This window comes from Synechococcus sp. A15-44 (genome assembly GCF_014280115.1).
In the GTDB taxonomy this organism is placed as follows: domain Bacteria; phylum Cyanobacteriota; class Cyanobacteriia; order PCC-6307; family Cyanobiaceae; genus Parasynechococcus.
The window spans coordinates 2262816-2288949 of record NZ_CP047938.1 but is presented as its reverse complement, the minus strand read 5'-3'; the positions used below and the strand labels follow the sequence as shown (position 1 = coordinate 2288949).

The 26134-nt window shown below is 62.4% G+C and carries 26 protein-coding genes; 12 read left to right on the top strand and 14 right to left on the bottom strand.

The window, feature by feature from the left end; all coding sequences use genetic code 11:
• The first annotated feature begins 88 nt into the window (after positions 1-88).
• Positions 89-1261, top strand: coding sequence for a trypsin-like peptidase domain-containing protein (locus SynA1544_RS12840; protein ID WP_370594115.1), 1173 nt, complete (start codon positions 89-91; stop codon positions 1259-1261).
• A 10-nt stretch (positions 1262-1271) separates the two neighbouring features.
• Here the strand turns inward: SynA1544_RS12840 and SynA1544_RS12835 are convergent, their stop codons facing one another.
• Positions 1272-1460 (bottom strand): hypothetical protein, encoded by a 189-nt coding sequence (locus tag SynA1544_RS12835; protein ID WP_006849805.1) that lies wholly within the window; start codon positions 1458-1460, stop codon positions 1272-1274.
• 114 nt (positions 1461-1574) lie between these two features.
• Positions 1575-3299, bottom strand: a complete 1725-nt coding sequence (gene abc-f, locus SynA1544_RS12830) for a ribosomal protection-like ABC-F family protein (protein ID WP_186514057.1) — start codon at positions 3297-3299, stop codon at positions 1575-1577.
• A 70-nt stretch (positions 3300-3369) separates the two neighbouring features.
• Here abc-f and SynA1544_RS12825 point away from each other — a divergent pair, with 70 nt between their 5' ends.
• Positions 3370-3546, top strand: a complete 177-nt coding sequence (locus SynA1544_RS12825; RefSeq protein WP_186514056.1) for a hypothetical protein — start codon at positions 3370-3372, stop codon at positions 3544-3546.
• Here SynA1544_RS12825 and SynA1544_RS12820 read toward each other — a convergent pair.
• Positions 3524-3754, bottom strand: a complete 231-nt coding sequence (locus tag SynA1544_RS12820; protein ID WP_186514055.1) for a hypothetical protein — start codon at positions 3752-3754, stop codon at positions 3524-3526. The genes SynA1544_RS12825 and SynA1544_RS12820 overlap by 23 nt on opposite strands.
• A gap of 47 nt (positions 3755-3801) precedes the next feature.
• Positions 3802-4101 (bottom strand): hypothetical protein, encoded by a 300-nt coding sequence (locus SynA1544_RS12815; RefSeq protein ID WP_114988706.1) that lies wholly within the window; start codon positions 4099-4101, stop codon positions 3802-3804.
• A 105-nt stretch (positions 4102-4206) separates the two neighbouring features.
• On the opposite strand from SynA1544_RS12815, the gene SynA1544_RS12810 reads away from it, so the two are divergent.
• Positions 4207-4500, top strand: coding sequence for a hypothetical protein (locus tag SynA1544_RS12810; RefSeq protein WP_011365246.1), 294 nt, complete (start codon positions 4207-4209; stop codon positions 4498-4500).
• On the opposite strand, the gene SynA1544_RS12805 is transcribed toward SynA1544_RS12810, so the two are convergent.
• From SynA1544_RS12805 to SynA1544_RS12780, 6 genes are read right to left on the bottom strand one after another with little or no spacing between them, the layout of a single operon-like run.
• Positions 4497-5636 carry an anhydro-N-acetylmuramic acid kinase gene (locus tag SynA1544_RS12805; protein WP_186514054.1) on the bottom strand — a complete coding sequence of 380 codons (1140 nt, stop codon included), beginning with the start codon at positions 5634-5636 and terminating at the stop codon, positions 4497-4499. The genes SynA1544_RS12810 and SynA1544_RS12805 overlap by 4 nt on opposite strands.
• Positions 5637-5640: 4 nt before the next feature.
• Entirely contained in the window at positions 5641-6345 is a 705-nt protein-coding gene (locus SynA1544_RS12800) for a TrkA family potassium uptake protein (protein WP_186514053.1), read from the bottom strand.
• Between the two features lie 24 nt (positions 6346-6369).
• Positions 6370-7785, bottom strand: a complete 1416-nt coding sequence (locus SynA1544_RS12795) for a TrkH family potassium uptake protein (RefSeq protein ID WP_186514052.1) — start codon at positions 7783-7785, stop codon at positions 6370-6372.
• A 29-nt stretch (positions 7786-7814) separates the two neighbouring features.
• Positions 7815-9632, bottom strand: coding sequence for an SLC13 family permease (locus SynA1544_RS12790; protein ID WP_186514051.1), 1818 nt, complete (start codon positions 9630-9632; stop codon positions 7815-7817).
• Positions 9620-11296 (bottom strand): GTPase HflX, encoded by a 1677-nt coding sequence (gene hflX / locus SynA1544_RS12785; RefSeq protein ID WP_186514050.1) that lies wholly within the window; start codon positions 11294-11296, stop codon positions 9620-9622. The genes SynA1544_RS12790 and hflX overlap by 13 nt, the downstream gene beginning before the upstream one ends.
• Positions 11293-12438: an NAD(P)/FAD-dependent oxidoreductase gene (locus SynA1544_RS12780; RefSeq protein ID WP_186514049.1), complete on the bottom strand. Its 1146-nt coding sequence runs from the start codon at positions 12436-12438 to the stop codon at positions 11293-11295. The genes hflX and SynA1544_RS12780 overlap by 4 nt, the downstream gene beginning before the upstream one ends.
• Positions 12439-12505: 67 nt before the next feature.
• Here SynA1544_RS12780 and SynA1544_RS12775 point away from each other — a divergent pair, with 67 nt between their 5' ends.
• Both SynA1544_RS12775 and SynA1544_RS12770 read left to right on the top strand, forming a co-directional pair.
• The gene (locus tag SynA1544_RS12775; protein WP_186514048.1) at positions 12506-13273 is read left to right on the top strand and encodes a phosphoadenylyl-sulfate reductase; all 768 of its coding nucleotides are present in this window, start codon (positions 12506-12508) and stop codon (positions 13271-13273) included.
• Positions 13274-13999 carry a type III pantothenate kinase gene (locus tag SynA1544_RS12770; protein ID WP_186514047.1) on the top strand — a complete coding sequence of 242 codons (726 nt, stop codon included), beginning with the start codon at positions 13274-13276 and terminating at the stop codon, positions 13997-13999. It begins immediately after the preceding gene.
• Here the strand turns inward: SynA1544_RS12770 and bcp are convergent.
• Positions 13977-14444: a thioredoxin-dependent thiol peroxidase gene (bcp, locus tag SynA1544_RS12765; RefSeq protein ID WP_186514046.1), complete on the bottom strand. Its 468-nt coding sequence runs from the start codon at positions 14442-14444 to the stop codon at positions 13977-13979. The two genes, SynA1544_RS12770 and bcp, sit on opposite strands and share 23 nt — an antisense overlap.
• A gap of 92 nt (positions 14445-14536) precedes the next feature.
• Here bcp and SynA1544_RS12760 point away from each other — a divergent pair, with 92 nt between their 5' ends.
• Both SynA1544_RS12760 and SynA1544_RS12755 read left to right on the top strand, forming a co-directional pair.
• Complete coding sequence (locus SynA1544_RS12760; protein WP_186514045.1) at positions 14537-15034, top strand: thymidylate synthase; 498 nt, start codon at positions 14537-14539, stop codon at positions 15032-15034.
• Between the two features lie 302 nt (positions 15035-15336).
• Complete coding sequence (locus SynA1544_RS12755) at positions 15337-15969, top strand: protein phosphatase (RefSeq protein ID WP_186514044.1); 633 nt, start codon at positions 15337-15339, stop codon at positions 15967-15969.
• Between the two features lie 48 nt (positions 15970-16017).
• Here the strand turns inward: SynA1544_RS12755 and SynA1544_RS12750 are convergent, their stop codons facing one another.
• Positions 16018-18183 carry an AAA family ATPase gene (locus SynA1544_RS12750; RefSeq protein WP_186514043.1) on the bottom strand — a complete coding sequence of 722 codons (2166 nt, stop codon included), beginning with the start codon at positions 18181-18183 and terminating at the stop codon, positions 16018-16020.
• Between the two features lie 156 nt (positions 18184-18339).
• Between SynA1544_RS12750 and SynA1544_RS12745 the strand changes: the two genes are divergently transcribed.
• The 3 genes from SynA1544_RS12745 to SynA1544_RS12735 are packed head-to-tail and all read left to right on the top strand — an operon-like array spanning position 18340 to position 23147.
• Positions 18340-19413, top strand: a complete 1074-nt coding sequence (locus tag SynA1544_RS12745) for an efflux RND transporter periplasmic adaptor subunit (protein WP_186514042.1) — start codon at positions 18340-18342, stop codon at positions 19411-19413.
• 9 nt (positions 19414-19422) lie between these two features.
• A complete protein-coding gene (locus SynA1544_RS12740) occupies positions 19423-22854 on the top strand; it encodes an efflux RND transporter permease subunit (RefSeq protein ID WP_186514041.1) in 3432 nt (1143 codons plus the stop codon).
• On the top strand, positions 22854-23147 hold the full coding sequence (locus tag SynA1544_RS12735) for a hypothetical protein (protein WP_186514040.1): 294 nt from the start codon (positions 22854-22856) through the stop codon (positions 23145-23147). The genes SynA1544_RS12740 and SynA1544_RS12735 overlap by 1 nt, the downstream gene beginning before the upstream one ends.
• Positions 23148-23218: 71 nt before the next feature.
• Here the strand turns inward: SynA1544_RS12735 and SynA1544_RS12730 are convergent, their stop codons facing one another.
• Entirely contained in the window at positions 23219-24877 is a 1659-nt protein-coding gene (locus SynA1544_RS12730) for an alpha-D-glucose phosphate-specific phosphoglucomutase (RefSeq protein WP_186514039.1), read from the bottom strand.
• Positions 24878-24987: 110 nt separating this feature from the next.
• Here SynA1544_RS12730 and SynA1544_RS12725 point away from each other — a divergent pair, with 110 nt between their 5' ends.
• Complete coding sequence (locus SynA1544_RS12725) at positions 24988-25338, top strand: hypothetical protein (protein ID WP_186514038.1); 351 nt, start codon at positions 24988-24990, stop codon at positions 25336-25338.
• 17 nt (positions 25339-25355) lie between these two features.
• Entirely contained in the window at positions 25356-25595 is a 240-nt protein-coding gene (locus SynA1544_RS12720; protein ID WP_186496112.1) for a hypothetical protein, read from the top strand.
• A 12-nt stretch (positions 25596-25607) separates the two neighbouring features.
• On the opposite strand, the gene SynA1544_RS12715 is transcribed toward SynA1544_RS12720, so the two are convergent.
• A complete protein-coding gene (locus SynA1544_RS12715; protein WP_186514037.1) occupies positions 25608-25979 on the bottom strand; it encodes a hypothetical protein in 372 nt (123 codons plus the stop codon).
• Between the last annotated feature and the right edge of the window lie 155 nt (positions 25980-26134).

The window sequence follows — 26134 nt, the reverse complement described above, 5'->3', positions numbered from 1 at the left end:
TCTGAATATCTGCATTCTCACGCTATCGGGACCCCGGTCGCATGTGGTCACAGCTTTGACACGGAACGTGGCTGTTTTCGGATCTGCTCTGCGTAGCGTTGAAGCAGCCGATCGCCCTGAAGCTGTGGTCAACTCCCCGTCCCGCTCGCTTGTCGCCTCTGCTCTGGCGGGGGGATTGCTGGTGGCCGGCGTGTCGTCGCTTCCCTTGATCGTTGGCTCTCAGCAAGCCGTGGCGCGCCCGGAGATCCGTCGCGGCTCGTTTGTGGCTGCCGCTGTGAAGCGCAGTGGTCCGGCAGTGGTGAGCTTGGAGACAGCGCGGACTGTCAATCAGTCCAGTGTTGCGGGTGTGCCGCCGGCCTTGATGCAGGACCCTTTGTTTCGCCACTTCTTCGGCATCCCACGCGCCACAGCCCCGCGCTCCAGGGTGCACCGTGGCCAAGGCAGTGGAGTGATCTTCGATGCCAAGGGCCTGTTGCTCACCAATGCCCATGTGGTGGAGGGGGCGGATCAACTCACCGTGGACCTCTCCGATGGCAGGAGGGTGCCTGCCCGAGTGGTGGGCAAAGACAGCCTCACCGATCTCGCGGTGGTGCGCCTGGAGGGCTCCGGGCCCTGGCCGGTGGCAGATCTGGGGGATTCCGACCGGCTCAGCGTGGGCGACTGGGCGATTGCCGTGGGCAATCCCTTTGGCCTGGACAGCACAGTGACTCTGGGAATCATCAGCAACCTCAACCGCAACGTTGCTCAGTTGGGAATTTCTGGCAAACGTCTTGACCTGATTCAGACCGACGCGGCCATCAATCCTGGTAATTCGGGTGGGCCGCTGCTCAATGCCGACGGTGAGGTGATCGGCATCAACACCTTGGTGCGCTCAGGGCCTGGGGCGGGTCTGGGTTTTGCCATTCCGATCAATCGGGCTCGAACCATTGCCCAGCAGCTGGTGGCCAGTGGCAAGGCCCGTCATCCGGTGATCGGCATCCGTCTGTCGCCGGTGCCCCGGCCCACCCCCACCTCCCCGGTGCCGCCAGGTGCGGTGATTCGCGCTGTTCAACCTGGGGGGCCGGCGGACCGCGCCGGGCTCAAGGTGGATGATGTGATTCTTCGCTTCGATGGCCAGACGGTTGCTGGCCCAGCTGCGGTGGTCAGTGCCATTGAACGCCGTGGTGTCGGTGCCACGGTTGTGCTTGAGGTGCAGCGAGCTCAGGAGCGGGTCTCGATCAACGTCAAGCCCGTGGATTTGTCGGCCTTGGCCCCTGGCTGAAGCTTTCGGCTCAGGCGTCGTCGGCGTCCCTCAGTTGTTCGACGCATTGGGTGATGCAGTCTCCATCGTCGAGCGAACAGGTGGTGATGCACTGGAAATAGGTTTCCACGGCGTCCCAGGTCTGTTCATGGGGTGCCGGACCGGGTGCTGTTGAACCGCCAACGGGTTCGCTGTTGCCGGGGCCGGGAACCATGCTCATCGGGGCTGGAGGGTCGGTTTTGTCAGCCTATGCAGATGAAAACAGCAGGTAAAGAGAAATAAGTCTTCCTGCCTAAACCTGTGTGAAGTTTTGGTTGCCGTCGTCTGATGCCAGTCAGGCCGCCTTTTTACGGCGGGCGTCGCGTGCCTTCTGCTTCTCCTTGTTGGCCTTCCGCTTGGCTTCCCGTTCTGCAGCCAGTTCTTTCTCCTTGGCAGCTGCGCTTTCTTCCTCTTTTTTCTCGAGGTAATAGCTGTAATCCCCCCGATACATCACCAGCTCTCCGTCCCGCAGTTCCACGATGCGGTTGGCGACGCGGGAGATGAAATAGCGGTCGTGGGAGACCAGCAGCGCTGCTCCCTCGTAGGCCATCAAGGCATCCTCGAGCATCTGTTTGGCGGGGATGTCGAGGTGATTGGTGGGCTCATCCAGGACCAGCAGATTGCAGGGGGTGAGCAGCATCAGGGCCAGGGCCAGGCGGGCTTTCTCGCCGCCGCTGAGCTTCCCGACTTCCTTGAACACCGTGTCGTTGCTGAAGCAGAAACTGCCCAGTAGCGAACGAACCTGAGTCTGGGTCCAGTCGGGAACCGCTTCGTACATCGTGTCGATCACGGTTTTGGACAGATCCAGGGCTTCGGCCTGGTTCTGTTCGAAGTACCCCGCAATCACGTTGTGCTCCCCAAGCCGGGCACTGCCTTCATCGGGGGTTTCAACCCCCATCACCAGGCGCAGCAGGGTGGACTTGCCCGCACCATTGGGGCCGACGAAGGCAATGCGGTCACCCCGCTCCACCTCCAGCTCAGCCCCCAGGAACAGGATTTTGTCTCCATAGCTGTGGGTGACGTTGTCGATCAGGGCAACCTGCGCTCCGGAACGCGGGGCAGGCGGGAACTGAAAACTCGGCCCGGCCACGGATTCGATCGGTGCCTCCACCCGTTCCACCTTGTCCAGCTGCTTCTCACGGCTTTTGGCCTGGGTGCTGCGGGTAGCACTGGCGCGGAAGCGATCGATGTAGGCCTGTTGCGTGGCGATTTCCTTCTGCTGCCGTTCGAAGGCCGACTGTGTGGCCTCCCGCTCCAGTTGCTTCTGCTCCAGGTGGGCGGTGTAGTTGCCGAGGTAGCTGCGGGACACCCCCCGTTCGGTGGAGACGATCTGATTGCAGACCCGGTCGAGGAAGGTGCGGTCGTGGCTGATCACCACAAGGGCTGCGCTCTGCTCCAGCAGGTAGTTCTCCAGCCACTGGATGGTCTCGACATCCAGATGGTTGGTGGGTTCGTCGAGCAGCAGAAGATCCGGTTCCTGCAGCAGGATTTTTCCCAGGGCGATCCGCATCTGCCAGCCCCCGGAATAGTCCTTCACCTGCAGCTCAGCGCCCTCCGGGGTGAAGCCGATCGTGGGCAGGAGCTTGTCGATGCGGGCATCGAGTTCGTAGCCATGCAGTGCTTCGAAACGGCTTTGCAGCTTTCCAAGTTCTTGGATCAGCTGGTCCAGATGGTCGGGATCCTCCGCAGCCCGTTCGGAGCCCATCGCCTCTTCCACCTGCTGCTGCTGGTTCATGACCTCGGCTGCTTCGCCGAAGGCTTGAAACAGTTCCTGGCGCACGGTGCGCTCCAGGTCCACATCGAATTCCTGCTGGAGATAGGCGATGCGGGGCTCCCCCTGCCGAACCACCTGGCCGCTGGTGGGCTCTTCGTGTCCGGCGATCAGACGCATCTGGGTGGACTTGCCGGCGCCGTTCACCCCCACCAGCCCGATCCTGTCACCGGGCTTCACCTCCCAGGTGACGGCACGGAGCACTTCCCCCGTGGGGTAGATCTTGCTGACGTTTTCGAGTCGCAGCACCGGCCGAAGGCATGATGCCCCCCATCATCCCTGTCGGCAAACTGGTGAAGGTTTCCGGAGGCTGGTCGCCATGCTGAAACTGGAGCAGTTGGCCGCGCTTGTGGTGGCCGCAGGCCTGGCGATCGTGAGTTATCTGCTTTTCTTCAGTTGGGCCGGTGGTGGTGGTTATGAACGTCGGGAGCGCGCCGAGCCCCAGGCATCTCTGACGTCTGACGCTCTCGAGTTCAAAGACCGCCTCTCGCCTTAACCAGCCAGCGCTGGCTTTCTTCATCGTCGAGGCTGGCCAGATGCTCGCGCACCTCCTGGGCCGTGACGGGTAGCCCCAGCTGGTCGCCCAGACTGCAGATGCTGGCCATGGCGCCGTTGGGATCCTGCAGCGCCTGACGGAACAGGGCCTGGGTCTGCTCCGGATTGCTGCTGATTCGGGCGTACAGCGATGCAGCGTTGGAAGCCATCGCGATCTGAGCAACTGCTCAAACGCTATTCAGCACCGGGAGTCTTGTCAGGCAGCTTGTTCGATGCCGTCATCGTGCTGCCCCAGGGCCGAGGCGTCCTTCATGCTGCGGGCGTCCATGCAGAGCACCTTGCGCAGTTGGGCGTAGTTGGCGGCCTGGGTGCTGCGCCCTTCCTGGGAAGCGCCGTATTCGGCCCGTTGCAACACGTGGTGCAGGTGGGTGAGCAGATAGGTGCTGATGACGGCTGACACCAGCACGTCGCTGTTTTCAGCGCTGCGACGGGGGCGTCGGGACCGAGCGCGGGTGCCGGCTGGGCTGCGACGGGAGCGAGGTGTGGCTTGGGTCATGGGGTACTCCGAGGAGGACCAATGCCCCCACCATAGTCATGGATACTACCCTTGACCATCTCTGTACACTTTTTAGTAGCAGAGCCTCTTCCAGGGGATCCGGTCGTGCCCACCCGTCAGACCTCATCCAGCGGGAAGCCCAAGTCCCCGAGAATTCAGGTGGTTCTGCCTGAGGATCTCTGCGCGCGTCTCACGGCGATGGCGGAGCTGGAATCCCGCACGGTGAGCAACATGGCGAGGGTGCTGATTCAGCAGGGAGTTCAGCGCCACGAGCAGGAGTTGGAGGCGTCCGCACCGGCGCCGACCCGCGAGGAGCGCCTGCGGTCTGCCCTGGAATCACAGCAGCCCCGCCGTCTGCGGGGCGCCCCCCGGCGCCTGCGCCTGCACCGGCCCGGTTAGGCCGGCTCCACCCGCGTGCCGAGCACGGTCTCCCGAGAGGCTCCGGTGACGGCTGGCACATTGCCGGGATGCCCCCTGTGGTGCCACCAGGCCAGCAACGCGAAGACCAGCGCTTCTCTGGCTTCCGTCGGCACCCCCAGACTGCTGCTCGCATCGATTTGTGCGCCTCGGCAGCGCCGCCGCAGCTCATCGATCAACACTGGGTTTTGGCTGCCACCTCCGGCTGTGATCAGTTCGATCGGTGCGATCCCAACGCTCTGGCGCAGACGTGTCAGATCCTGGGCAACCACAGCGGCGGAAAAGGCCGTCAGGGTGGCGATTGCATCTGCCGCTGAGGCTCCACAGAGCTGAAGTAGCCGCCGGTTGAGGTCGTCCTGTCCGAAACACTCCCGTCCCGTGGATTTCGGTGGTGCCAGCTGGAAGTACTCCTCCTGGAGCCAGCGCTGGATCCAGCCCTCATCCGCATGGCCCTGAGCTGCCATCGCTCCACCCTTGTCGAAGCTTTGGGCGCCATTGGTGAACTGGCGCATGCCCAGGTCAATCAGGCTGTTGGCGGGGCCGCAGTCCCATCCCAAGATCGCGGCATGCCGATCCACTCCACCGCAGGGGGGGATGAGGGTGAGGTTGGCAATGCCGCCCAGGTTCAGCAGTGCCCGCCAGCCCTGCGTGTTCCCCAGCAGTGCCGCATCGGCCCGAGGCACGAGCGGTGCTCCCTGCCCCCCAAGGGCCAGATCAGCAGCGCGGAAGTCATGGATGATTGGGCGTTGCAGGAGCTGGGCGAGCAGCGGTGCCTGCAGCATTTGCCAGCTGGCCCCCCGTGCTCCTCGGGCCGGCGGACGGTGCCAGACGGTCTGGCCATGGCAGCCGATCAGCTCAGCTTTGGCATCGGGGTCGCAGGCTAGGGCCGCCTCGGCTTGCACCTCAGTGATGGCTTCCGCTAGCTCCAGCCAGAGGGCTGCCGGCATCGGTGCGCCCTGGCCGGCGGCCACCACCTGCCGCTGCAGTTGAGCTGGATAGGGCTGATGGTGGTGGCGAAGCAGGGCCCACTTCGGATGTTGAAGTGAGCCATCGAAGCGCGCCAGCACGGCATCAACACCGTCAGCGCTGGTTCCGCTCATGAGCCCTAGGCAGTGCATCGGCTCAGTTTTTGGGGAGCCGTTGCAGGTCGTCCACCAGTCCCATCACCACCAGCAGGTGCCCCTCCTCCAGCACGTGGGATGCCGGTGGATTCACCATCAGGCTGCTTTGCGCTCCTGCCGCCAGCACGTTCACCCTGAAGTTCTTGCGCAGATTCAGATCCCGGAGCGACCGCCCCACAAAGGGTTCCGGAACCTTGATCTCCTCGATGCAGTGCTGTTCATCCAGGGCCAGCCGCTCCATCAGGTTGGGGCGCACCAGTTCAAGGCCGAGGCGCTCGCCCTGCATGCGCGAGGGGAAGATCACCCGGTCGGCCCCCACCCGTTTCAGCATTTTTTCGTGGAGATCGCTCGTTGCCCTCGCGATCACTTGTCGCACGCGGCTGCCTTCGCTGTCTTTGGCGATCAAGGTGGCGGTGATGCTGGCCTCGATCGGTTCGCTGATCGCCACCACCACGGTGCCCATGTCGAGCACGCCGGCCTCGCGCAGGGCCTCTTCGTCGGTGCAGTCCACGACGCGGGCCTCCACGCTGGGCTCCACCTGACGCAGTTCATCTACCGCCCGCTCAGAGCGGTCAACGGCCAGCACATCCGCTCCGTTCTGAAGCAGTTCCCGGCAAACGGCGATGCCGAAACGGCCCACGCCGATGATCGCGAAGCCGAGTCTTTCGCTGCCCTGGGCCGGGCTCCACTGCCACCACTCCTTCATCCCTGCCTCCCCCGCTGATCGCGCTCAGACATACAGATCCTCGCTGGGGTAACCGACTCGATTCTGGCGATTCATCTGGATTTGTTCCTGCGTCATCGCTTCCCAGATCGCACTCAGCAGCAACAGGATCCCCAGCCGTCCCACAAACATTCCCACCATCAGCACCGCCTGGCCGAAACGGGGGAGTTCGACGGTGACTCCCAGATCAAGCCCCACCGTGGCAAAAGCGGAGATGCAGGTGAACAGCATTTCCATAAAGGTGAATGAATCCTTCCCGTTCAAATTGCTGGCGATGCTGATCAGCATTGCCATGGCCATCACGAACAGCAGGGAGCCCACCGTGATGCCCACGGCCCTCAGCACGACCTTGTCGCTGATGCTTCTGTTGCGGATCACCACCACCTCCCGGCCCCGCAGGGTGGAGCGGGTGGCCGCCATCAAGGCGGCCACGGTGGTGGTTTTGATCCCGCCACCTGTGCCGCCTGGGCTGGCCCCGATGAACATCAGCACCATCAGCAACAGCAGGCTCGATTCGGTGACGGTGTCGAGCGAGAGCGGAAGGGTGCTGAAGCCGGCTGTGCGTGCCGTGACGGATTTGAACAGGGCTGTGAGCCAGCGTTCAGACCAGGGCATGCCCGCGAAGATCTCCCCCTGGTTCAACCATTCCGTCAGGGCCAGCCCCCCTGCCCCGAAGACGATTAAGAGCAGGGTGGTGCGCAGCACCAGGCGGGAGTGTAGGCTCAGCCGCCGCCGGCTTCGCCGTCTGCGCAGCAGTTGCGTGGTCAGATCGCTGGTGACCCGCCACCCCAGGCCGCCGGCCACGATCAGCAGCATCACCACGGCATTCACAACCCCATTGCTGCGGTAGCGCTCGAGGCTGTCGCTCCAGAGTCCGAATCCAGCGTTGTTGTAGGCCGAGATGCTGTGAAACACCGCAGCCCAGAGGCGTTCGCCCTGGTTGGGGATGTCATCGAAGCCGAAGTGATACAGGATCACAGCCCCCACAAGGATCACCAGCGTCGCCGTCAGGGCAATGCCACGAAACGTGCGCCCGACGCCGCCAACGCCGAATTCATCCAGGGCCTGACCCCGATCCAGTCGGCGGCGCAGGGCTGTTCCCTGCACCACAAAGCCCTGGAGAAACGTGGTGATGGCCATCAAGCCAAGGCCCCCCGCCAGGATCATCAGGGCCAGCACCACCTGGCCAAAGGTCGTGAGATCGGTGCCGATGTCGATGATCGACAGGCCCGTCACGGTGATGGCTGATGTGGCCGTGAACAGAGCTTCCCAAAGCCCCACGCGGCTGGAGGAGCACAGCGGAGTGGCCAGCAGCAGTGTGCCGATCAGCACCACCAGCAATCCAGTCACCACGGTGAACTGGGGAACCGTGAGCCGACGATGCCAGCCCTGGCTGCGTTCGATGGCCCTTCCGATCGGCACAGGAGCGCGCGAGATCTGACCAGTGTTGTTCAGGATCCGCCGTAATGCCAGAGGATCAAGGCCGGCACGAGGATGGTCATGATCAGCGTCAGGCCAATTCCGTAGCGGGTGACGTCGAGAAAGCGATAACGGCCTGGACCAAACACCATCAGATTGGTTTGATATCCCACTGGGGTGAGAAACGACTGACTGGCACCGAACAGCACTGTGATCAGCAGGGCGGTGGGAGACAGCTGCAGGGACGGGGCCAGTTGCACCGCGACAGGCGCCAGCAGGGCCACCGAGGCGGCATTGCTCATCACCTGGGTGAGCAGCGTGGTGCCGATGAAGACCACCATCAAAGCGGCATAGCTCGGCCAGCCCGCCAGCCCCTGCTGGAGCACCAGGGCGAGGGCATCGGCGAGGCCTGTGCTCTGCATGGCAACGCTGAAACTGGTGAGGGATCCCAGCAACAGAATCACGTCCAGCCGGATCGAACGCTGCAGTTCACCAAGGCGAAGGCAGCCGGTGGCGACCACGCTCACCGTGGCAAGGAGCACCGCCGCTACCAGGGGGATGGGGGTCAGGCTTGGCAGCACCAGCATGGCGATCGCGATGCTGATGGCCACGGGCTTGCGCCGCACTGTGGGGAGATCATCCTCAAGCCGATCCAGCACTAGAAGATCGTTGCTGGCTTGCAGGCCGCGGATGGAATCGATCGGTGCCTGCAGCAGGAGCACATCGCCCTCTCGCAGGATCACCTGGCCCAGGCGTTCCTGGACCGTTTCCTGGCCGCGGCGAAGGGCGAGAACCGTGGCGTTGTGGCGTTGCCGGAACCGCAATTCCCGCAGGCTGGCGCCGGCCAGGGTGGAGCCAGCCGGCAACAACACCTCCACGGTTTTCTGACCGCTGGCCTCTTCGCTGTTCAAGCTGAAACCCGCGTTCTGGCCCTGGGTGGTGAGTTGAACCGTGTGATCTTGCTGGAGACGCAGCAGATCTGGGCGGGTGACACGCAAGAGCAGATGATCGCCAGCCTCAAGCCGACGGTCCGCCAGGGGGGGGAGCAGCCGTTCCCCTCCACGCTGCAGCTCCAGCACGTCAACATCAAAGCGACGTTGCAGTCGACTGTTCCGGAGAGAGCGGCCCACCAATTCAGAGTTTGAAGGGATGCGTACTTCCGTGCAGTAGCTGCTGTCCCTGGGGTTGCCTCCGAGGTCGTCACTGCTGGCACCACGGTCCGGTAATAGGACGCGGGGAGCCATCACCAGGTAAATGGCCCCAGCCAGCCAGACCGGCAGGCTGATCAGGGTGAAGCTGAACAGATCAAGGGAGCCATAGCCCAGTTGTTGGCTGATGTCGCTCACCAAAAGGTTCACCGAGCTGCCCAGCAGGGTCAGGGTGCCCCCCAGAACCGTTGAAAAGGACAAGGGCAACAGCACCCGGGATGGCGAAATGCCGCGCCTTTGGCACCAGCCCTCGACCACGGGCAGCAGCGATGCCACCACGGGTGTGTTGGGAACAACCCCCGATACGGGGGCGATCACGAAGGCCATCAGGGCGATCAGACGGCGCGAGGAGCGGATCCGCTCCGAGGCGATCAAAGCCCTGAGGCGATCCAGGGCACCGCTTTTGAACAGTGCAGCGGAGACCGGGAACAGGCCCAGCAGGGTGATCAGTGCCGGACTCCCGAACCCCGCCAAAGCCTCCTGGGGATTGAGCACCCCGGTGGCGATCAGCAGGCTCAGGCTCAGCAGGCCCGTGAGCTCCGGGGCAATGACTCCAGTGATGAACAGCACCACCGCCAGCCCCAGCACGGCCATGGTGATCAACGCCTGAGGATTCTGAAGAGCGCTGCTCAGCTCGGCCATGGCGGCGAGTCGCCGGTTCTTAATTGCGGCGATTCTGACCCGGGATCAAAAAATTGCTCGCGCAGCCATTGCTTGAGGCCCTGCAGCCCATCCCCCCGCACCGCTGAGAGAAACAGGGCATCGGGTTCCCGCTGATGAATCATCTCGATCTCAGACGCCTCACAACGGTCGATCTGATTGGCGATCACCCGGCGCAGAGCGGTGCTGCTGAGCTCATCGAGTAGGCGATGCACGGTGTCCAGGTGGCCTTGCCAGTCGGGGTCCGCAAGGTCGACCACCAACAGCAGCACATCGGCATCCAGCGCCTCCTCCAGCGTGGCGCGGAAGGCTTCCACCAATGGGGCGGGGAGATCGCGGATGAAGCCCACCGTGTCAGTGAGCAGCAACCGTTCGGGGCGTGCCCCAGGGCAGGGCAGGTCGAGTTTTCGGGTGGTGGGGTCCAGGGTTGCGAACAGTTTGTTCTCCGCCAGGACGCGATCACTGGCCCGTTTGCCGCACAAGGCATTGAGCAGGCTGGATTTGCCCGCGTTGGTGTAACCCACAAGCGCCACCCGCGGCAGACCACGCCGCTGATCCCGCAAGCGGCTGCGGTGGGATTGCAGTTGGCGTTGATCCCGCAGCAGCCGTTCGATGCGTCGGCTGATGGCCCGACGGTCCTTTTCCAGTTGTGTTTCCCCCGGGCCGCGCGTGCCGATGCCGCCGCCCTGTCGCGACAGGCTGCTGCCCCGTCCCAGCAGGCGCGGCAGCCGGTAGCGCAGCTGAGCCAGTTCCACCTGAAGTCGCCCTGCAGCACTGCCGGCCCGCTGGGCAAAGATGTCGAGGATCAGCTCACTGCGGTCGGAGACCGGGCAGCTGAGCAGCCGTTCCAGATTGCGGGCCTGCACGGGGGTGAGCTCCCTGTCGGTAATGACAAGGGAGGCCTGGCAGCGGCGGATCTCGAGGGCAGCTTCCTGCAGTTTTCCGGAACCCCAGAGCGTCTGGGGATTGGTTTGGCCACGGCGCTGGCTGGTCCGGGCCACTGGCTCGGCACCGGCACTGCGCACCAGGCCTTCCAGCTCGGCCAGATCCCGCTGGTCGCGCTGCTGATCACCGCTGGTGAGGGTGAGCAGAAGCACCCGCTCGTCTCCGGCCGCGGCGTTGATGCTTTGGTGATGGGGTTCGTCCGGTGTGAGGGTGCAAAGGTCCCGCAGGTCCCCCTGTTCAAACTCCCTCCAGCCATTGGCTTGCGTCGGGTCCGGGATCAACAGCTCGGCAGGGCGAGCTCCATCCGCGGCTGGGCACGGTGCAAAGCGCAGCCAGTGTCGAGGGGCGATGTCGAGGGCGACCACGGCGTCGCGGGGATCTGAGTGCAGCCCTTTGCGGGCGAAGGGGCAGCTGATCAGTCGCCATCCCCCGCTGCTCCGCCGCGGCGTCGCCGGTAGGTGCTGCAACAGCGAATCGCTGCCGGTGAGAGGCCCCAGCCAGAGCAGGCGGCAGAGGCCACGGCCGTCCAGCACCAGGTGCAATGCCATCTCCAGATCCAGCACCAGGTGGGCCAAGCGTTCGAGGCTCAGCAGATCGGCGCCGCAGTCTTCGGGATGACGGCGATGGCTCAAGCGGTCCAGCTGGCGTTGCTGGCTGGGGCGCAGACCACGGCAACGCCCGCCGAGGTGGGATTGCTTCAACGGTTCAACAACCAGGCGCCTGCTGAGCGCAGACCCAGAGAGAGGCCTGGCAGGCGAGTGAGATAGGTGGCTCGTCGCAGCTGGAAGGCCAAGGGGCCAGCCAGGGTGAGTCCCATGCCGGTGAGGGTGGCCTCACCGACACCAAGGCTGAGCATTTCGCCGCGGTCCTCGAACTGGAAGGGTTGTGGCTCTTGCTCCATCCGCAGCTGCGCGATGGCTGCGGCAGTGGCATCGCCCTGTTGCATCGCCACCTGGGCGCTGGCGGGCCATGGGCTGCCTGGCCGGGCGGAGAGGTCCCCCAGAGCAAAGATGTTGTCGCTGCCCACCAGGCGCAGGTCGTCGTCAACGGCCAGGCGCCCCCGTTCCAGCACAGGTGTGGGTGAGATGGCGGGGATGGTGGGACTGCTTCCTGCGGTCCAGATCAGTCCTGCGTGAGGCAGAACAGCACCGTCGGCAAGAACAGCAGTGCTGGAGGTCACCTCTCGCACGCTGGTGTTCAGCTGGACCGCCACACCTTTGCGTTCCAGTGCTGCCTGGGCCCGCTCGCGATTGAACGCTGTGCTGCCGGGAAGGATTTCATCGCCCATCTCCACCAGGCGAACGCTGGCGGCACCGTCGATCAGATCCGCCAGCTTGCAGGCCAGTTCCACGCCGGTGGGTCCCGCGCCAACAATGATCAGCCCGGCCGTTTCACCCCGTTGCTGGTGCAGGGTGTTGAGCCATTGCTTGAGGCGGCTCACATCGCTGAGGTCACGGAAGCCGGAGCTGTGTTCCTTGACGCCTGGAATGCCGAAATCATTGGCTTTCGAGCCCGTCGCCAGCACCAGTTGTGACCATCCCAAGCGGTCTCCTGAGGCCAGTTCGATGCTTTGGCTGGTTTGATCGACGCCAGCAACGCTGTCTTGGATCCAGCAGATGCCGTTGTTCAGCAGTTGGGCATAGCGAGGTGCCACCTCCCAGCTTTGAAGTTCATCGCTGAGCAGTTCGTACAGCAGCGGTTGGAAGAGGAAGTGATCCCGCGGTTCGATCAGAACGATGGGGCAGCTGGGCTGTCGTCGCTGGAGTGCGAGTGCAGTGAACAGTCCTCCGAATCCACCGCCAACGATCACCGCGGCATCCGACGGGGACGAGGGTGAACGCATGAAAGGGTCTGCTGATCTTCAGACGATAGGAAGCACGCCCGGTCCCATGACAGGGGAGGATGTCTTGATGACGGAGGCTACCGACGCAATGGTGCCCATGGCGGTGCAAAACGAGTTGCTCGAAGGGCGCAAGCTGCTGGAGTCGATGGAGCCGCAGCAGCGTCTGGCCTGGGGACTGGATCAGTTCGGTGAGCACTTTGCCCTCACGACGAGTTTCGGAATTCAATCGGCGGTGCTGCTGCACATGCTTAGCTCCCTCCCCGGCGGTGATGCTGTGCCGGTGATCTGGATCGATACCGGTTATCTGCCTCCCGAGACCTACGCCTACGCCGATCAACTCACCCAGCAGCTCAGGATTCGTCTGGTGGTGAGTCAGAGCGAGATGTCTCCGGCTCGAATGGAGGCCCTGCACGGGCGGCTTTGGGAATCCGGTCATGTGGACGATCTGGAGACTTATCACCGGATCCGCAAAGTTGAACCCCTGGAGCGAGTCCTCAACGACCTGGAGACGCGCTGCTGGGCTAGCGGCGTGCGGCGTGGCCAGACCGATCACCGCCGCTCGATGACCGCGTTGGATCCGATTCGGGAGCGTTGGTCTCTCAGGCCTTTGCTCGAGTGGACGCAGCGGGATGTCTACTACTACATGCAATCCAACAATCTCCCCCAGCATCCGTTGTTCGAGCAGGGCTATTCCACCGTTGGTGACTGGCATTCCAGTGGCCCTGATGTGGGAGATCTGAGTGGCCGCGACACCCGCTTCGGTGGGTTGAAGCAGGAATGTGGAATTCATGTGCCCCAGGAGGCCAACGAAGGGCTGATGGGTGAAGGCATCTGAGTGACGGGGTCTGCACGGGACGTCGGCCGCGCCCTGCTGATCGGCAACAGCCGTTGGCATTGGGCGCAGCGGCAGGGCAACACTGTCCGCATTGAGCACGGTCCTCCCGACCCTGGTCGCATCGGGACTGAGCCTCCGGTCTGGGCGGCGGTGGGGCCGGTCCCCGAGTCGCTCATGGCCTATCAGGATCTGCGCATTTGTTTGGAGGATGTGCCCTTGCCCAAGGCTCCTCCTTGGTTGGGGGTGGACCGAGCTCTCGGGGCTTGGATGGCCTGGCGCTGCAGTCAGGAGCAACAGCTCGACTGTTCCAGGGGCTTGCTGTTGGTGGATGCCGGCACCGTGTTGAGCCTCACCCGGGTAACGGCGGACGGTTGTTTTGGAGGCGGCCAGCTGATCCCGGGCTATCGGCTCCAGCTCCAGGCCATGGCCGAGGGAACTCTTGGCTTGCCATCAACCCCTGATGACCTCGACAACGCCGCTCTGCAAGAGGTTTTCCCAACACAAACCGTGGCCGCCATGCAGCGCGGTGTGCTTGAGGCGATGTTGGCCTCCATTGCGGCGGCTCAGCAGCATGCCCAAGGCTTGCTGTGGATCTGCGGTGGTGACGCTGCCCTGTTGAAGAAACACTGGTCCGGTGCAACTGATTTGTTGCAGCTGGAGGGTGATCTTCAATTGCAAGCACTGCTGAGCCTTGGTGCTGGGCTCAGCTCAGCCCGAGATCGCTGATCAGCGTGTCGGCCATGGTGGCCGCTTTAACTTTGAGATAAATACGCTCGAGTTTTCCTTCTTCATCGATCAGGAAGGTGTGGCGCATCATGCCCATGTATTCGCGCCCCATGAACTTCTTCAGCCCATAGCTTTCATAGAGGCTGGCCACAGCACAGGGCTCCTCATCGGTGAGCAGGGTGAAGGGAAGTTCGTGCTTGTTGATGAATTTGTTGTGGGATGTGGCTCCGTCCTTGCTGATGCCCAGAACGGTGATGTTGTTGGCTTTCAGTTGCTCCCAGCGATCGCGGAAGTTGCAGGCTTCTTTGGTGCAGCCCGGGGTGTCGTCCTTGGGATAGAAGTACAGAACAACCTTCTTTCCGCGCAGTGAAGCGAGGCTGATGGAATCACCGTTTTGATCGGGAAGGGTGAAGTCGGGGGCGGCGTCGCCGATTTGCAGGCTCACGAAAAGGGTTTGGTCAGTAGCGGCAGCGTACGGCCCTCAGGACAAGACTGTCCGTGCGGCCTACGTTGCAATCAACCAGCAGCTGTTGGGGTATGGCGTTGCGGATCCAGGTCGAGCAAATCGCACGCTCCCTGGCGGCTCTCGGCCTTTTGGTCATGGGCTTGAGCGCACTTGTTGCTCCGCGAGATGGTTTCTCGTTGGATCACGCTGTTCCTCAGTCATCGCAGGCGAATCTCAGCCGGCGGCTGATGCAGCGCGAGGTCACCCTGCATCAACGCAGCGAGGCCGAAACCCTGCTGAAAGAGTTCGCCCTTGCGCAGATGACGCGCCATTACTGGGGTGAATTCGCAGGCTCGCTTCAGGATTTGGGCCTGTCGTCCGGGTCGCAGTTCCAGGCAACGGTGAATCGCGATGCTGTTCGGACCCGGCTGTGGCTTGATCCCCATCACGGCACAGAGGCCTATCTGGCGGAGGTGGAGCGCTCCCGTGGTCGGCTGCGGATGCACCACTGCCGAGGTGATCGGAAATCAGCAGGCCAGGCCGAGACCGGCCATTGCCCAGATGGCTGGCAACGCATCTCTTTGAAGTGATCAGAGCGTTCTGCTTTTGATTCCTCGTTAGGACGAACTGATCTCAAGTGCTGGGTTTCAGGTGGCCCTCCCCGGCGAGATGCTTTTCAGCCTATCCATGCTTTGTAGGTGGCCCAGTTCGGTTAAAACTCCCTGGTTTTTTGTTTCGAGCTGGTCCAGATCGAGTTGAATTGTCGAGTCTCACGCGTCTCTTTTGTCGGAAGCTAGTTCTCCCAATGTTTCCCAATTCTTAAGCAATTGAGTGATGTCGGCGTTCCTTATTGAGGGGGCTAATTTTTTATTGACGTGCTTATTTTCGTCCCGTGTTTTCTCGTCTCGCTGCTGGCCTGCTGGCTGGTGCATCCCTCGCCGCTCTGGCCGTTCCTGCTGAAGCAGGCACCTCCCGCCCCGTTCGCTGGAACACCGGCGGCGCCGTGTGGACCACCACTTCTTCTGAATTCAAAACCTTCCTCAGCACCGGTGACATCACCGATCGTGCCCTGCTGGAAGGCATCAACAACTCCGGCTGGACCGCTGAAGAGATCCAGGAAGGCATGACCAAGACCTACGCCGTTGACATCATCGGCGTGCACCGCTTCCTGTACTCCGACGACGGCGTCAAGTTCCTGAAGGACCAGACCCGCTCCTACTTCCCTTACTGGAAGATGAAGTCCACCTCTGTGGTGGCCTTGCGTTCCGCGATCATCGCCGACTCCATCGACGGTGAAATCTCTTCCGCCGGCATCATGGCCGAGCTGCCCGTGGACTTCCGCCTGGCTGATACCTGCGGCACCTACGACGGCATCCAGAACGTCTGTGCTCCCGACAAGTGTGAAGGCGACGCCCAGTGCACCTCCCTGTTGTCCTGGTACGTGTTCCTGCCCGCCTGCGTTCAGGCCAACTCCGCGCTGCCCGAGCCCGCACCTCGCGTCGCTCCCGCCCGTCCCCTCTGGTGATCAGCTCCTGAGCTCTGCGCCTCAGCCCCGGCTACGGCCGGGGCTTTTTTATGGCGTGTTTCGCTCGCCAATGATCAATTGATGGCGCATTGGCAGTCGTAAACCACCCTCTCCAAGGCTGTTCAGTGACCGGCGCAATTCCTTCATCACGTCCGTGCTGATCTCCCCCATGGCCTGCCGGTAGGGCGAACCTTCGGTCAGCCATCGCTCAGCCAGTTCCGTGCCCCCTGGAAGCGTGAGATGTTCCAGCCACTCCTCACAACGGAGCTGCCAGCCGGCGTTCTTCAATAATTCCTCCGGCCGCTGCTGCCGCTCAAGCCACTGCTGTTCCTGAGCCACAAGATCGCTGAACAGCTCTTTGGGATCGCCGTCTTGTCGCAATGCACCAGCGGGCCCCAGTTCGGCGCGGCTGACCAGCAGCCGTAAGCCTGTTGTCGGCTCGGAATGTTGGTTGATGGCCTCCAGCAGTCCTGTCCAGTTCTTCCCTTGCAGGTCGGCAGCGGCGAGGCGTCCTGCGATCCAATCGAAGGCCTGGAGTGCGGGCAGTGCGTCGAGGTTGCCGGTCAGCAGCTCTGGCCGATGCTCCGGCTCGAGCAGATCCATCTGTGCTGCCAGCCGGCGCCGGTCGGCTTCGTTGTCGCAAAGCACGGTGACGCCTCCTTCCGGGGCGGCCCTCAATGGATCGAGGGCCCAGATCAGCGAGCGCATCCCCAGCAGCAGCACTCGATCTCGACGGGTCCAGGGGATCTCTCGCCAGAGTCGCTCGCGCAGGCGCTGCAGCCGTTCTCCTTCCTGCCCCAGTTGGCGCTGCACCCATCGGTCTACGCCGGGACGATCGGGTCCGCTGCTGAGCAGCAAGGGCTGGTCGGCCGCCAGTTCTGCGGCTGCGGCGAGTTGGGCCGCCCGGCGTTCGGCCATCCGCTCGCGCCGTTCGCCTTCCCAACCGAGCTGGCCGGGCTGCCAGAACACCTCGCCTTGCAGGGGTGTGGGGAGGTATTGCTGCTCCACCCAGTGTTCGGCGTAGGCATGGGGGTAGCGGTAGCCCACACCATCGCCGAAGGCGGCTCCATCCCGGTTGGCATCGCGCAAATGCCCGGGCACGTCCTGTTTTTGCGCATCGCGCACGGTTTTGAGGGCATCAAAGAAGCCCAGAACGCTGTTGCTCTTTTCGGTGCCCGCCAGGTACAACGCGGCCTGGGCCAAGGGATAGAGGCCCTCGGGCAGCCCCACCCGTTCGAAGGCCGCGGCACAGGCTTCAACCACAACGATGGCCTGCGGGTCGGCGAGGCCGATGTCTTCCCCCGCGGCAATCAGCATGCGCCGAAAAATGAAGCGGGGGTTCTCACCGGCTTCCACCATCCGCGCCAGCCAGAACAGCGCCGCATCGGCATCGGAGCCCCGCAGCGATTTGATGAAGGCGCTGATTGTGTCGTAGTGGGCATCGCCGTGCTTGTCGTAGAGCACAGCCCGTTGCTGGATGGATTCCTCGGCGATGGCCAGGTTGATCTGAATCACGCCGTCGCCATCGGGCTCCGAACTCTCCACCGCCAGCTCAAGGGCATTGAGCAGGCTGCGGGCGTCTCCTCCCGCCACATCAACGAGGTGGTTGGCGGCATCCCTGCTGATGGCGATGGCGCGGTCGCCGTAGCCCCGCTCGTCGTCTGCAAGGGCGCGTTGCAGCAGCCGTTGCAAATCCTCCGGCTCCAGTGGCAGTAAACGAAAGAGCCGTGAGCGGCTGACCAGCGCCTTGTTGACTTCGAAGTAGGGGTTTTCTGTGGTGGCACCGATCAGGGTGACGGTGCCGTTTTCCACCCAAGGCAACAGCGCATCCTGCTGAGCGCTGTTGAAGCGGTGCACCTCGTCGATGAACAGGATCGTGCGCAAGCCATGCCGTTCAAGGCGTTGGCGTGCAGCATCCACTTCGATTCGTAGATCCTTCACGCCCGCCAGTACGGCATTGAGGCTGCTGAAATGAGCGCGGGTGTGGTTGGCAATGATCCGCGCGAGGGTGGTTTTGCCGACCCCGGGTGGGCCATGCAGGATCAAGTTGCCGACCCGATCGGCCTTGATGGCACGGCGCAGGAGCCGTCCGTCGGCCAGGATCCCGCTCTGCCCTTCAAATTCCTCCAGCGTTCGCGGGCGCATGCGATCGGCCAGGGGGGCCAGCCGCCGCCGTTGCTGCTCACCGTGAAAAGCGAAGAGGTCCTGGCTCAACGAACAATTGGCGTTGACCCAGTGTCCCTGACCTGGCGACGTGGCGCTGGAGCTGGTCCGAATCGAACGTTTTTAGGCGTGCCTGCTTTCAGACTTGCCAACCTTCGCGGCAAGGCTTTCACGAACACTGCATAATCCCGCAAAAGCCTTTTTGCCGTGCGTCATCCGCAGCGACTCCTGCTCACCCTCGCGGCTCTGATCACGGTCAGTTCCTGCAAGAGCGAAGCACCGAAGCCGCCGCCGCCGAAGGTGCAGGCCGTCTCCACCCAGTTGGCTGAATTCACTGAGGGTGTCGACACAGTCAGCACCTTGGAGGCCAGCAACCTGGTCGAGCTCGCTGCTCAATCCGGGGGTCGAATTGAGCAACTCAAGATCAGCCAGGGTGATGAAGTTGCGCCCGGTCAGCTGTTGGTGGTGCTCGATCAGGTTGAGAAAAAAGCCAAAGCTGACACCGCCAAAGCCAATTACGAGCGTTACGTCTACCTGGCCGAGACCGGAGCTGCGTCACAGAAGGAATTGGATCGCTACCGCACCCAATACATCTCCGCCAAGGCGGAGCTGGACTACAGCAATCTCACCTCACCTTCTGCCGGCACGGTCGCTGACGTGAATGTGAAGGTGGGCGATGTGATTCGGCAGGGCCAGGTGTTCACCAGCCTGGTGCAGAACAACGAACTGGAGGCCCGTGTGGAGGTGCCGGCGGTGTTCTCAACGCGTCTGGCCCTGGGGCAGCCGGTGTTGCTCAGTGCTCCAGGCAGTGAGGATGTGATCGCTACCGGGCAAGTCGGCTCGATTGATCCCCGGATCAACAAGCAGACCCAGGGATTGTTGGTGAAGGCGGTCTTCCAGAACACCGATGGTCAACTGATGGATGGCCAGCGTCTGCGCACGCGGGTGCAGATCAAGGCTGAACAACAACTGGCCGTTCCCTTCGCCGCAGTCACTCAGACCTCGGGTCAGAGCTTCGTCTTCCGCCTCGGCAGCTTTGAGGAGCTCAAAGAAAATCCGGGCAAGGCTGATCTCGAGAAGCTGGAGAAGGGAATCAAGGCTGGCAAATTGCCAGCAGATGCCAAGTTCGCCCTGCAGACGCCGGTCACGGTGGGCGAATTGGAGAACCAGCTGTATCCGATCACCAAAGGCCTCGAAGCCAATCAGATGGTGGCCACCACCAATCTGCTCAACCTGAAACACGGCATGCCCGTTCAGGTGCAGCCCGCCCAGGCGAATTGAGGTTGATCGATGTCTGCTTCCAATAACTTCATCACCCGGCCGGTTCTCAGCACGGTCTGCAGCCTGCTGATCGTGATCGTTGGTTTGATCGCGATTCCGATCCTTCCGATTGAAAACCTTCCCGACATTGCACCTCCAACGGTGAAGGTGCAGGCCACCTACGTGGGCGCTGACGCCGTTGCCGTTGAGCAGGGGGTCACCTCCGTGCTCGAGCAGCAGATCAACGGGGTGGAGAACATGGACTTCATCACCTCCAACAGCTCGTCGGATGGTGTGAGCTCGATCTCGGTGTCGTTCGACAGTGGCACCGACGGCAACATCAACCAGGTGAACGTGCAGAACCGCGTTTCCCTGGCGGAACCTCAGCTGCCGGAGGAGGTGCGTAAGTCGGGTGTGACGGTGAACAAGGCCTCCAACTCGATCCTGCTCGTTTACAACTTCGTCAACGAAGACCCCGCCAAAACCGAATACTCGGTGGAGACGATCAGCGGTTATCTCGACAAGAACCTCACCGACAACGTCAAACGGGTGAAGGGCGTCGGCGATGTCACCTACTTCGGTAACCGCAAGATCGCCTTCCGCCTCTGGCTGGATCCCGAGAAGCTGACCGCCAACAACCTCACGGCCACCGATGTGGTCAATCAGCTGCGCAGTCAGAACCGTCTGGTGCCTGCCGGCAAGATCGGCGGCGCCCCTGCCCCTGAGGGTCAGGAATACACCTTCACGGTGCAGCTGCAGGGTCGTCTGACCAGCACCCAGGAGTTCGAGAAGATCATTCTCAGAACCACTGATGCCGGTGGCTTGGTGCGGCTCAAGGATGTGGGCCGCGTTGAGCTCGGTGGTGAGACCTACGGCATTGATGCCATGGATCTCAAAGGCACACCATCGGTCGGCATCGCGATCTACCAGCTCTCCGGAAGTAATGCCATCGAGGTCTCCAATGGCGTCAAGGAGGTGCTGAATGAGTTCGAGCAAACCCTGCCGGTGGGCCTCGGGGTCCAGAAGATTTACGACACCACCGACTTCATCAACCAGTCGATCAAAGGGGTGACCAACTCCCTTCGGGACGCAGTGATTCTGGTGGTGCTGATCCTCTTCCTGTTCCTACAGAACTGGAAAGCCACGTTGGTTCCGGCCATTGCGATTCCGGTGGCCTTGATCGGCACCTTCGCCCTGGTGCTGGCCTTCGGTTTCTCGCTCAACCAGCTCACCCTGTTCGGTCTTGTGCTGGCCACCGGTCTGGTGGTGGACGACGCCATCACGGTGGTGGAAGACACCTCCGCCAAGAAGGCGGAGGGGATGACGTCGGTGCAGGCGGCCATGGAAACCATGGACGAGTTGTTCGGCGCTGTGATCGCCACCTCCCTGGTGAAGATGGCGGTGTTCCTGCCGGTGCTGTTCTTCCCGGGAGCCACCGGAACGATTTACAAGCAGTTCGCCGCCACGATTCTTTTCTCGATCGGCATCTCCACCTTCAACGCCCTCACCTTCTCGCCGATGCTCTCGGCCCTGCTGTTGTCTCGCGAGACCAAGGAGCTCAGCCGCAACCAGTACGCCACCGCCGGTGTGGTGCTTGGTTTCATCTATGGCCTGCTCAGTGCCGGCAATGGAGCCGCAGCAGCGTTGATTCCAACTGTGATCGGCGCAGTGATCGGCTTCATCGCCGGCAAGATCACTGGCCTGCCCTTGCGTCTACCCTTCACCGCCGGTGGTGCTGCGGTGGGTGTGATCACCACAGGCGTGATCGTTTCCAATCCGATCCCGGTGGTGTTGTTCACCGCCATCGGAGGTGGTGTTGGCTTCTTCACTCCGGTGATCTTCACCAACTTCAACCGTTTGTATGGCGGCTTTGAGAAGCGCTACGCGTCGATCCTCGACGCCGTGCTCAAAGCCCGTCCAATCGTGATGGCGGCCCTGGCGGCCGGCATTCTGCTGACGGGATTCGCCTTCACCAGAATTCCCGGTGGATTCGTGCCGATCGAAGACCAGGGCTATGCCATTGGTTTCGTGCAGGCTCCTGACGGCGTCTCCAACGAGAAAACCCTGGCGATCAACCGTCAGGTGGCTGAGGTGTTGCGCTCGGAGGAGGACATCGCATCAGCGGCCCTGTTCAGCGGTGCCAGCCTTGATGGCAACGCGCCCAACAAGGGCCTGTTCTTCATCGGCATGAAGCACTGGGACGAACGTCCCGGCAAGGACCACACGGTGGGTGCTGTGGTGAAGCGTCTCAACGCCAAGATGTACGGCGCCATTGATGCCGGTCGGGTCTTCGTGGTTGAGCCCCCGTCGATTCCCGGCTACGGCACCGGTGGTGGTTTTGAGTTCCAACTGCTGGATCAGAGCAGCGGTGTCTATTCGCTGAATGAGTTCTTCGGCACGGCCCAGCAGATCATGCAGGCCGGCAACAGCGATCCCATCCTCAATCGGGTGTATTCGCTGTTCTCGCCCCAGGCGCCTCAGTACAAGATCGATGTCGACCGGGAGCAGATGGCATCGCTCGGGGTTGATTTCGGCTCAGCCATGTCGGCCTTCAGCGTCAACTTCGGTGGTGCTTACGTCAACGACACCTTCCAGGAGGGCAAGGTGCGCAGGGTTTATGTGCAGGCCGATGAGGTGAGCCGGGCCACCCCACAGCGGCTGTCAGCCATTTATGTGGCCAATGCCAAGGGTGAACAGATTCCCCTCTCGGAATTCTTCACCGTGAGGCAAACGGTGGGCCCCAGCGTCATCCCTCACTTCAACCTTTACCGCTCGATCAAGATCGAGGGCACTCCCAAGGAGGGCAACAGCTCAGGACAGGCAATCGGGGCGATGAAGCAGATCTTCAACGCTGGTAGTTACCAGGGTCTTGGTTTCGACTGGACCGGTATCTCCCGCGAAGAAGTGAAAGCTGGATCCCTGGCGGTGGTGATCTTTGCCCTTGGCATCTTGGCGGTGTTCCTGGTGCTGTCGGCTCAGTACGAGAGCTACACCGATCCGATCATCATCCTGTTGACGGTGCCAACGGCCCTGCTTGGCGCCCTGGTGTTCCTTGGGGCGGCCGGTCAGGTGCTCAACATCTACGCCCAGGTGGGTCTTGTGATGCTGATCGGTCTGGCGGGCGGCAACGCGATTCTGATCGTCGACCTGGCCAACCAGAAGATGGGCGAAGGGGAGTCGGCCCTTGAGGCCGCCAAGTTCTCCGCCAAGTCGCGTTTGCGGCCGATTCTGATGACGGCGATCTCCTCCCTCACCGGCTTCCTGCCGCTGATGCTGGCCAGTGGTGCGGGTGCCCAGAGTCAGTCGTCCCTGGGTCTGGTGGTGTTCGGTGGTCTGTTGGTGGCTACCTTCCTCTCCACCCTTGTGGTGCCTGTCTTCTACGTGGTGATGAAGACGTTGCTGGGCGAGGCCGATGCCAAGCCTCCTGAGGACGGTCCTACCCCCACCCCGCAACCGAGCTGATGGTTGAGTTGAACTCTGAGGTGAATCAGCGCAAGCCCTTCAGTGGCATGCGTGTGTTGATTGCAGTGGCCATAGGTGCCGGTCTTGGTCTTGCTGTGGCCTATTTCCTCAAGGTGCTGATTGACAACAGCCCGGCCGAGATCGCGCTGGGCCGTTTGCGCCTCTTTTATCTGATGGTGATCAGCTCGGGAGGCCTGGGGGGCTTTGCGATTGAGACGATGCGCCAGCTGCAGGAGGAGGCCACCGATCCTGCCTATCGGCACAGCAAGGCTCACCGCGGCCGTCGTCCCTGAGGGATCCACAAGAGCCAGCAAAAAGCCACCCCGAGGGGTGGCTTTGGCATGTCAGACGTGATGGTCCGGGTTCAGGTGATCACGGTGGGTTGGTCCATGCCCGTGCGTTGCTTGATCTCCGCCAGGTCGTTGATGGCACTGATCATGTCCGCCAGGGCGACCTGGGGATCCTGGTTCAGGTCACCGCTGCTGGGCACGTAGCTCTCCAGGTAGACGCGAATTGTGGCGCCTTTGGTGCCTGTGCCAGAGAGGCGCACCACCACCCGGCTGCCGTCGTCCAAAAGAATGCGCAGACCCTGGCCTGTTGTCACGGAACCATCAACCGGATCGGTGTAGCTGAAGTTATCCGCTGTGCTGATCTTGCGTCCGGCAAAGGCTTGGCCCACCAGGCTGGGCAGCATGGATTCGAGGCGGTCGTAGAGGCCATGGGCGGCGTCGCTGGCGACGGCTTCGTAGTCGTGCCGCGAGTAGTAGTGGCGTCCGAAGCGCTTCCAGTGCTCCTCCATGATCTCGGCCACGCTGCAGCGGCGCACGGCCAGGATCTGCAGCCAGAACAGCACGGCCCAGAGCCCGTCCTTTTCCCGCACGTGGTTGCTGCCGGTGCCGAAGCTCTCTTCCCCGCAGAGGGTGATCTTGCCGGCGTCCAGCAGGTTGCCGAAGAACTTCCAGCCCGTGGGCGTTTCGAAGCAGTCCATGCCCAGTTCCTTGGCCACCACATCCACAGCAGCGCTGGTCGGCATCGATCGGGCCACCCCTGCCAGGCCGTCGGCATAAGCCGGAGCCAGCGTGGCGTTGGCGGTCAGCACCGCCAGGCTGTCGCTGGGATTCACGAAACAGCGCTGGCCCAGGATCATGTTGCGATCCCCATCGCCGTCGCAGGCAGCCCCGAAGCGGTAGTCGTCGCTCTCGAGCAGCAGCTCCGCCAGCTCGTGGGCGTAGGTGAGGTTGGGGTCGGGGTGACCGTTGCCGAAGTCTTCCAAAGGCGTGCCATTGCGCACGCTCCCCGCCGGTGCCCCCAGCAGCCCCTCGAACAAGCGAGTGGCATAGGGCCCGGTGACGGCATGCATGGCGTCAAAGGCCAGGGTGAAGTCGCTGCGAAGCAGATCGCGGATCTGATCGAAGTTGAACAGCTCCTGCATCAAGTCGACGAAATCGTCGACGCCGTCGATCACCTCCACCTGCATCGCGCCGATGCTGTGCAGACCAGGGGCATCCAGTGGGATTTCTGGAGCCTCAACAATCGTGTATTGCTCCAGGGTCTTGGTGCACTCGAAGACCGCATCGGTGAAGGCGGCGGGGGTGGGGCCACCGTTGGCGCCGTTGACCTTGACGCCGAAGTCACCGTTCTCACCACCCGGGTTGTGGCTGGCGGAAAGGATGATGCCGCCGATGGCCTGGCGCTGCCGGATCAGATTGGAGGCGGCAGGCGTGGAGAGGATTCCGCTGGTGGTGACGATCACCTTGCTGAGGCCGTGGGCCGCGCCCATCCGCAGGATCACGTCGATGGCACGGCGGTTGCCGTAACGGCCGTCTCCCCCCACCACCAAGGTGCCGCCCTGCACGCCCGGCAGCGTGCGAAGCGACGCCTCAATGAAACTCTCCAGGTAATGGGGCTCCTCGAACTGGCGACTGCTCTTGCGCAGGCCGGAGGTCCCTGGCTTTTGGTCGGTGAAAGGGGTGGCCAGGGGCACCTGGCGTTGGGTCGATTCCGCAGGGGCCGAGGTGGTCATCACGACGGAGGGGTCTGTATGCGGAACCTAAACATGGAAATCCATTTGCATGGCGTCGGTCGCGACCAGTTGACGCCGCTACCCTCTGACCCGCACCTATTGCGACGACCATGCATCGCCTGCTGCTGCTGTTGATCGTCGGCACAGCTTGCACATCCACCTCAGTGGACGCATCGCAAAGCTGGAAACGGGCCCTTCCCCTGCCGGAGGCCTCTCAGGAGGCTGTGACTGCTGCCAATGCTGTAATCAATCAGTCAGGTTCGGAAGAATGCCTGCGCGGCAAGTTTTCCAATGCCATCTTGAGATTGTCCAACAGTTGTGATGTCTCGGGCTACTCCTCCACCGCGTGTGAGTTGGCCTCCGAAATTGCTGGTCAGGAAAGCGAACTCAGCATGGGCGACATGATCGCCACATCCGAGACCCTGCTCGACCTGCTCGGCGATTCGGAGACATCCCACTGATCGCTTCTGTTTCTTCGATGGACGTCACCCATCCCGGTTCCAAGCCACTCGACGCTGATCAACTCAGTCTTCTCGAGACGTTTCGCGGCAAGGTGGATTCCAGAATCACAAACCACGGACTGACCGCTGCCGACGTGCAGATGTTTGTGGACGAAATCAAGAAGCACCCCGACGTCAGCGTTGCGCTCTTGGATGCCGTTCGCGGTGAGGTGGCCACCCTGATGCAGGGCCAGCGGTTCAGTTTCGACTTTGATTGATGCCCGTCAGGCTCAGGCCTGACGCGATTTGGGCTTTCCCTTTTTCATTACCGGCTCGGCGCAAACCCTTGGGATCCGCCGGGCGGTGTTTGTGATGGCGTCCTTACGGCGAAAGTCGTTGCTGTTGGCAACCTTGGCTTCATCCATCAGGGACCACAGCACGTCTTTGCAGAGCCCCGGCAACCTGGAGTGATCCATCAAAGGGTCAGCGAGCTGACGCACCAGCCTGCAGGCTTGCGTTGAGTTGTCGCGGGAGCAGGCATAGGCGGCCTGTTCAATGCTGCTGAGTTGATCCTTGGTGGGCCAGGGCTCGTAGGGCTCAGCCGCGGTCGCGGGACTGGCCATGGCGAGCAGCAGCAGGACGCGCGTGATCGTGGATGTCATGAAACCAGTCTGGCGTTCTTTTGTGCAGTTGAGCCAATCAATCGTTTGGACGATCAATCAGCGAAGTACTGGACGATGCCTTGATGATGAAAGCCTCCGAATGATCTGCTCGTCTCAGGCCAGAAAAATCATTCGTTTCAGTTCGTTGATAGCAA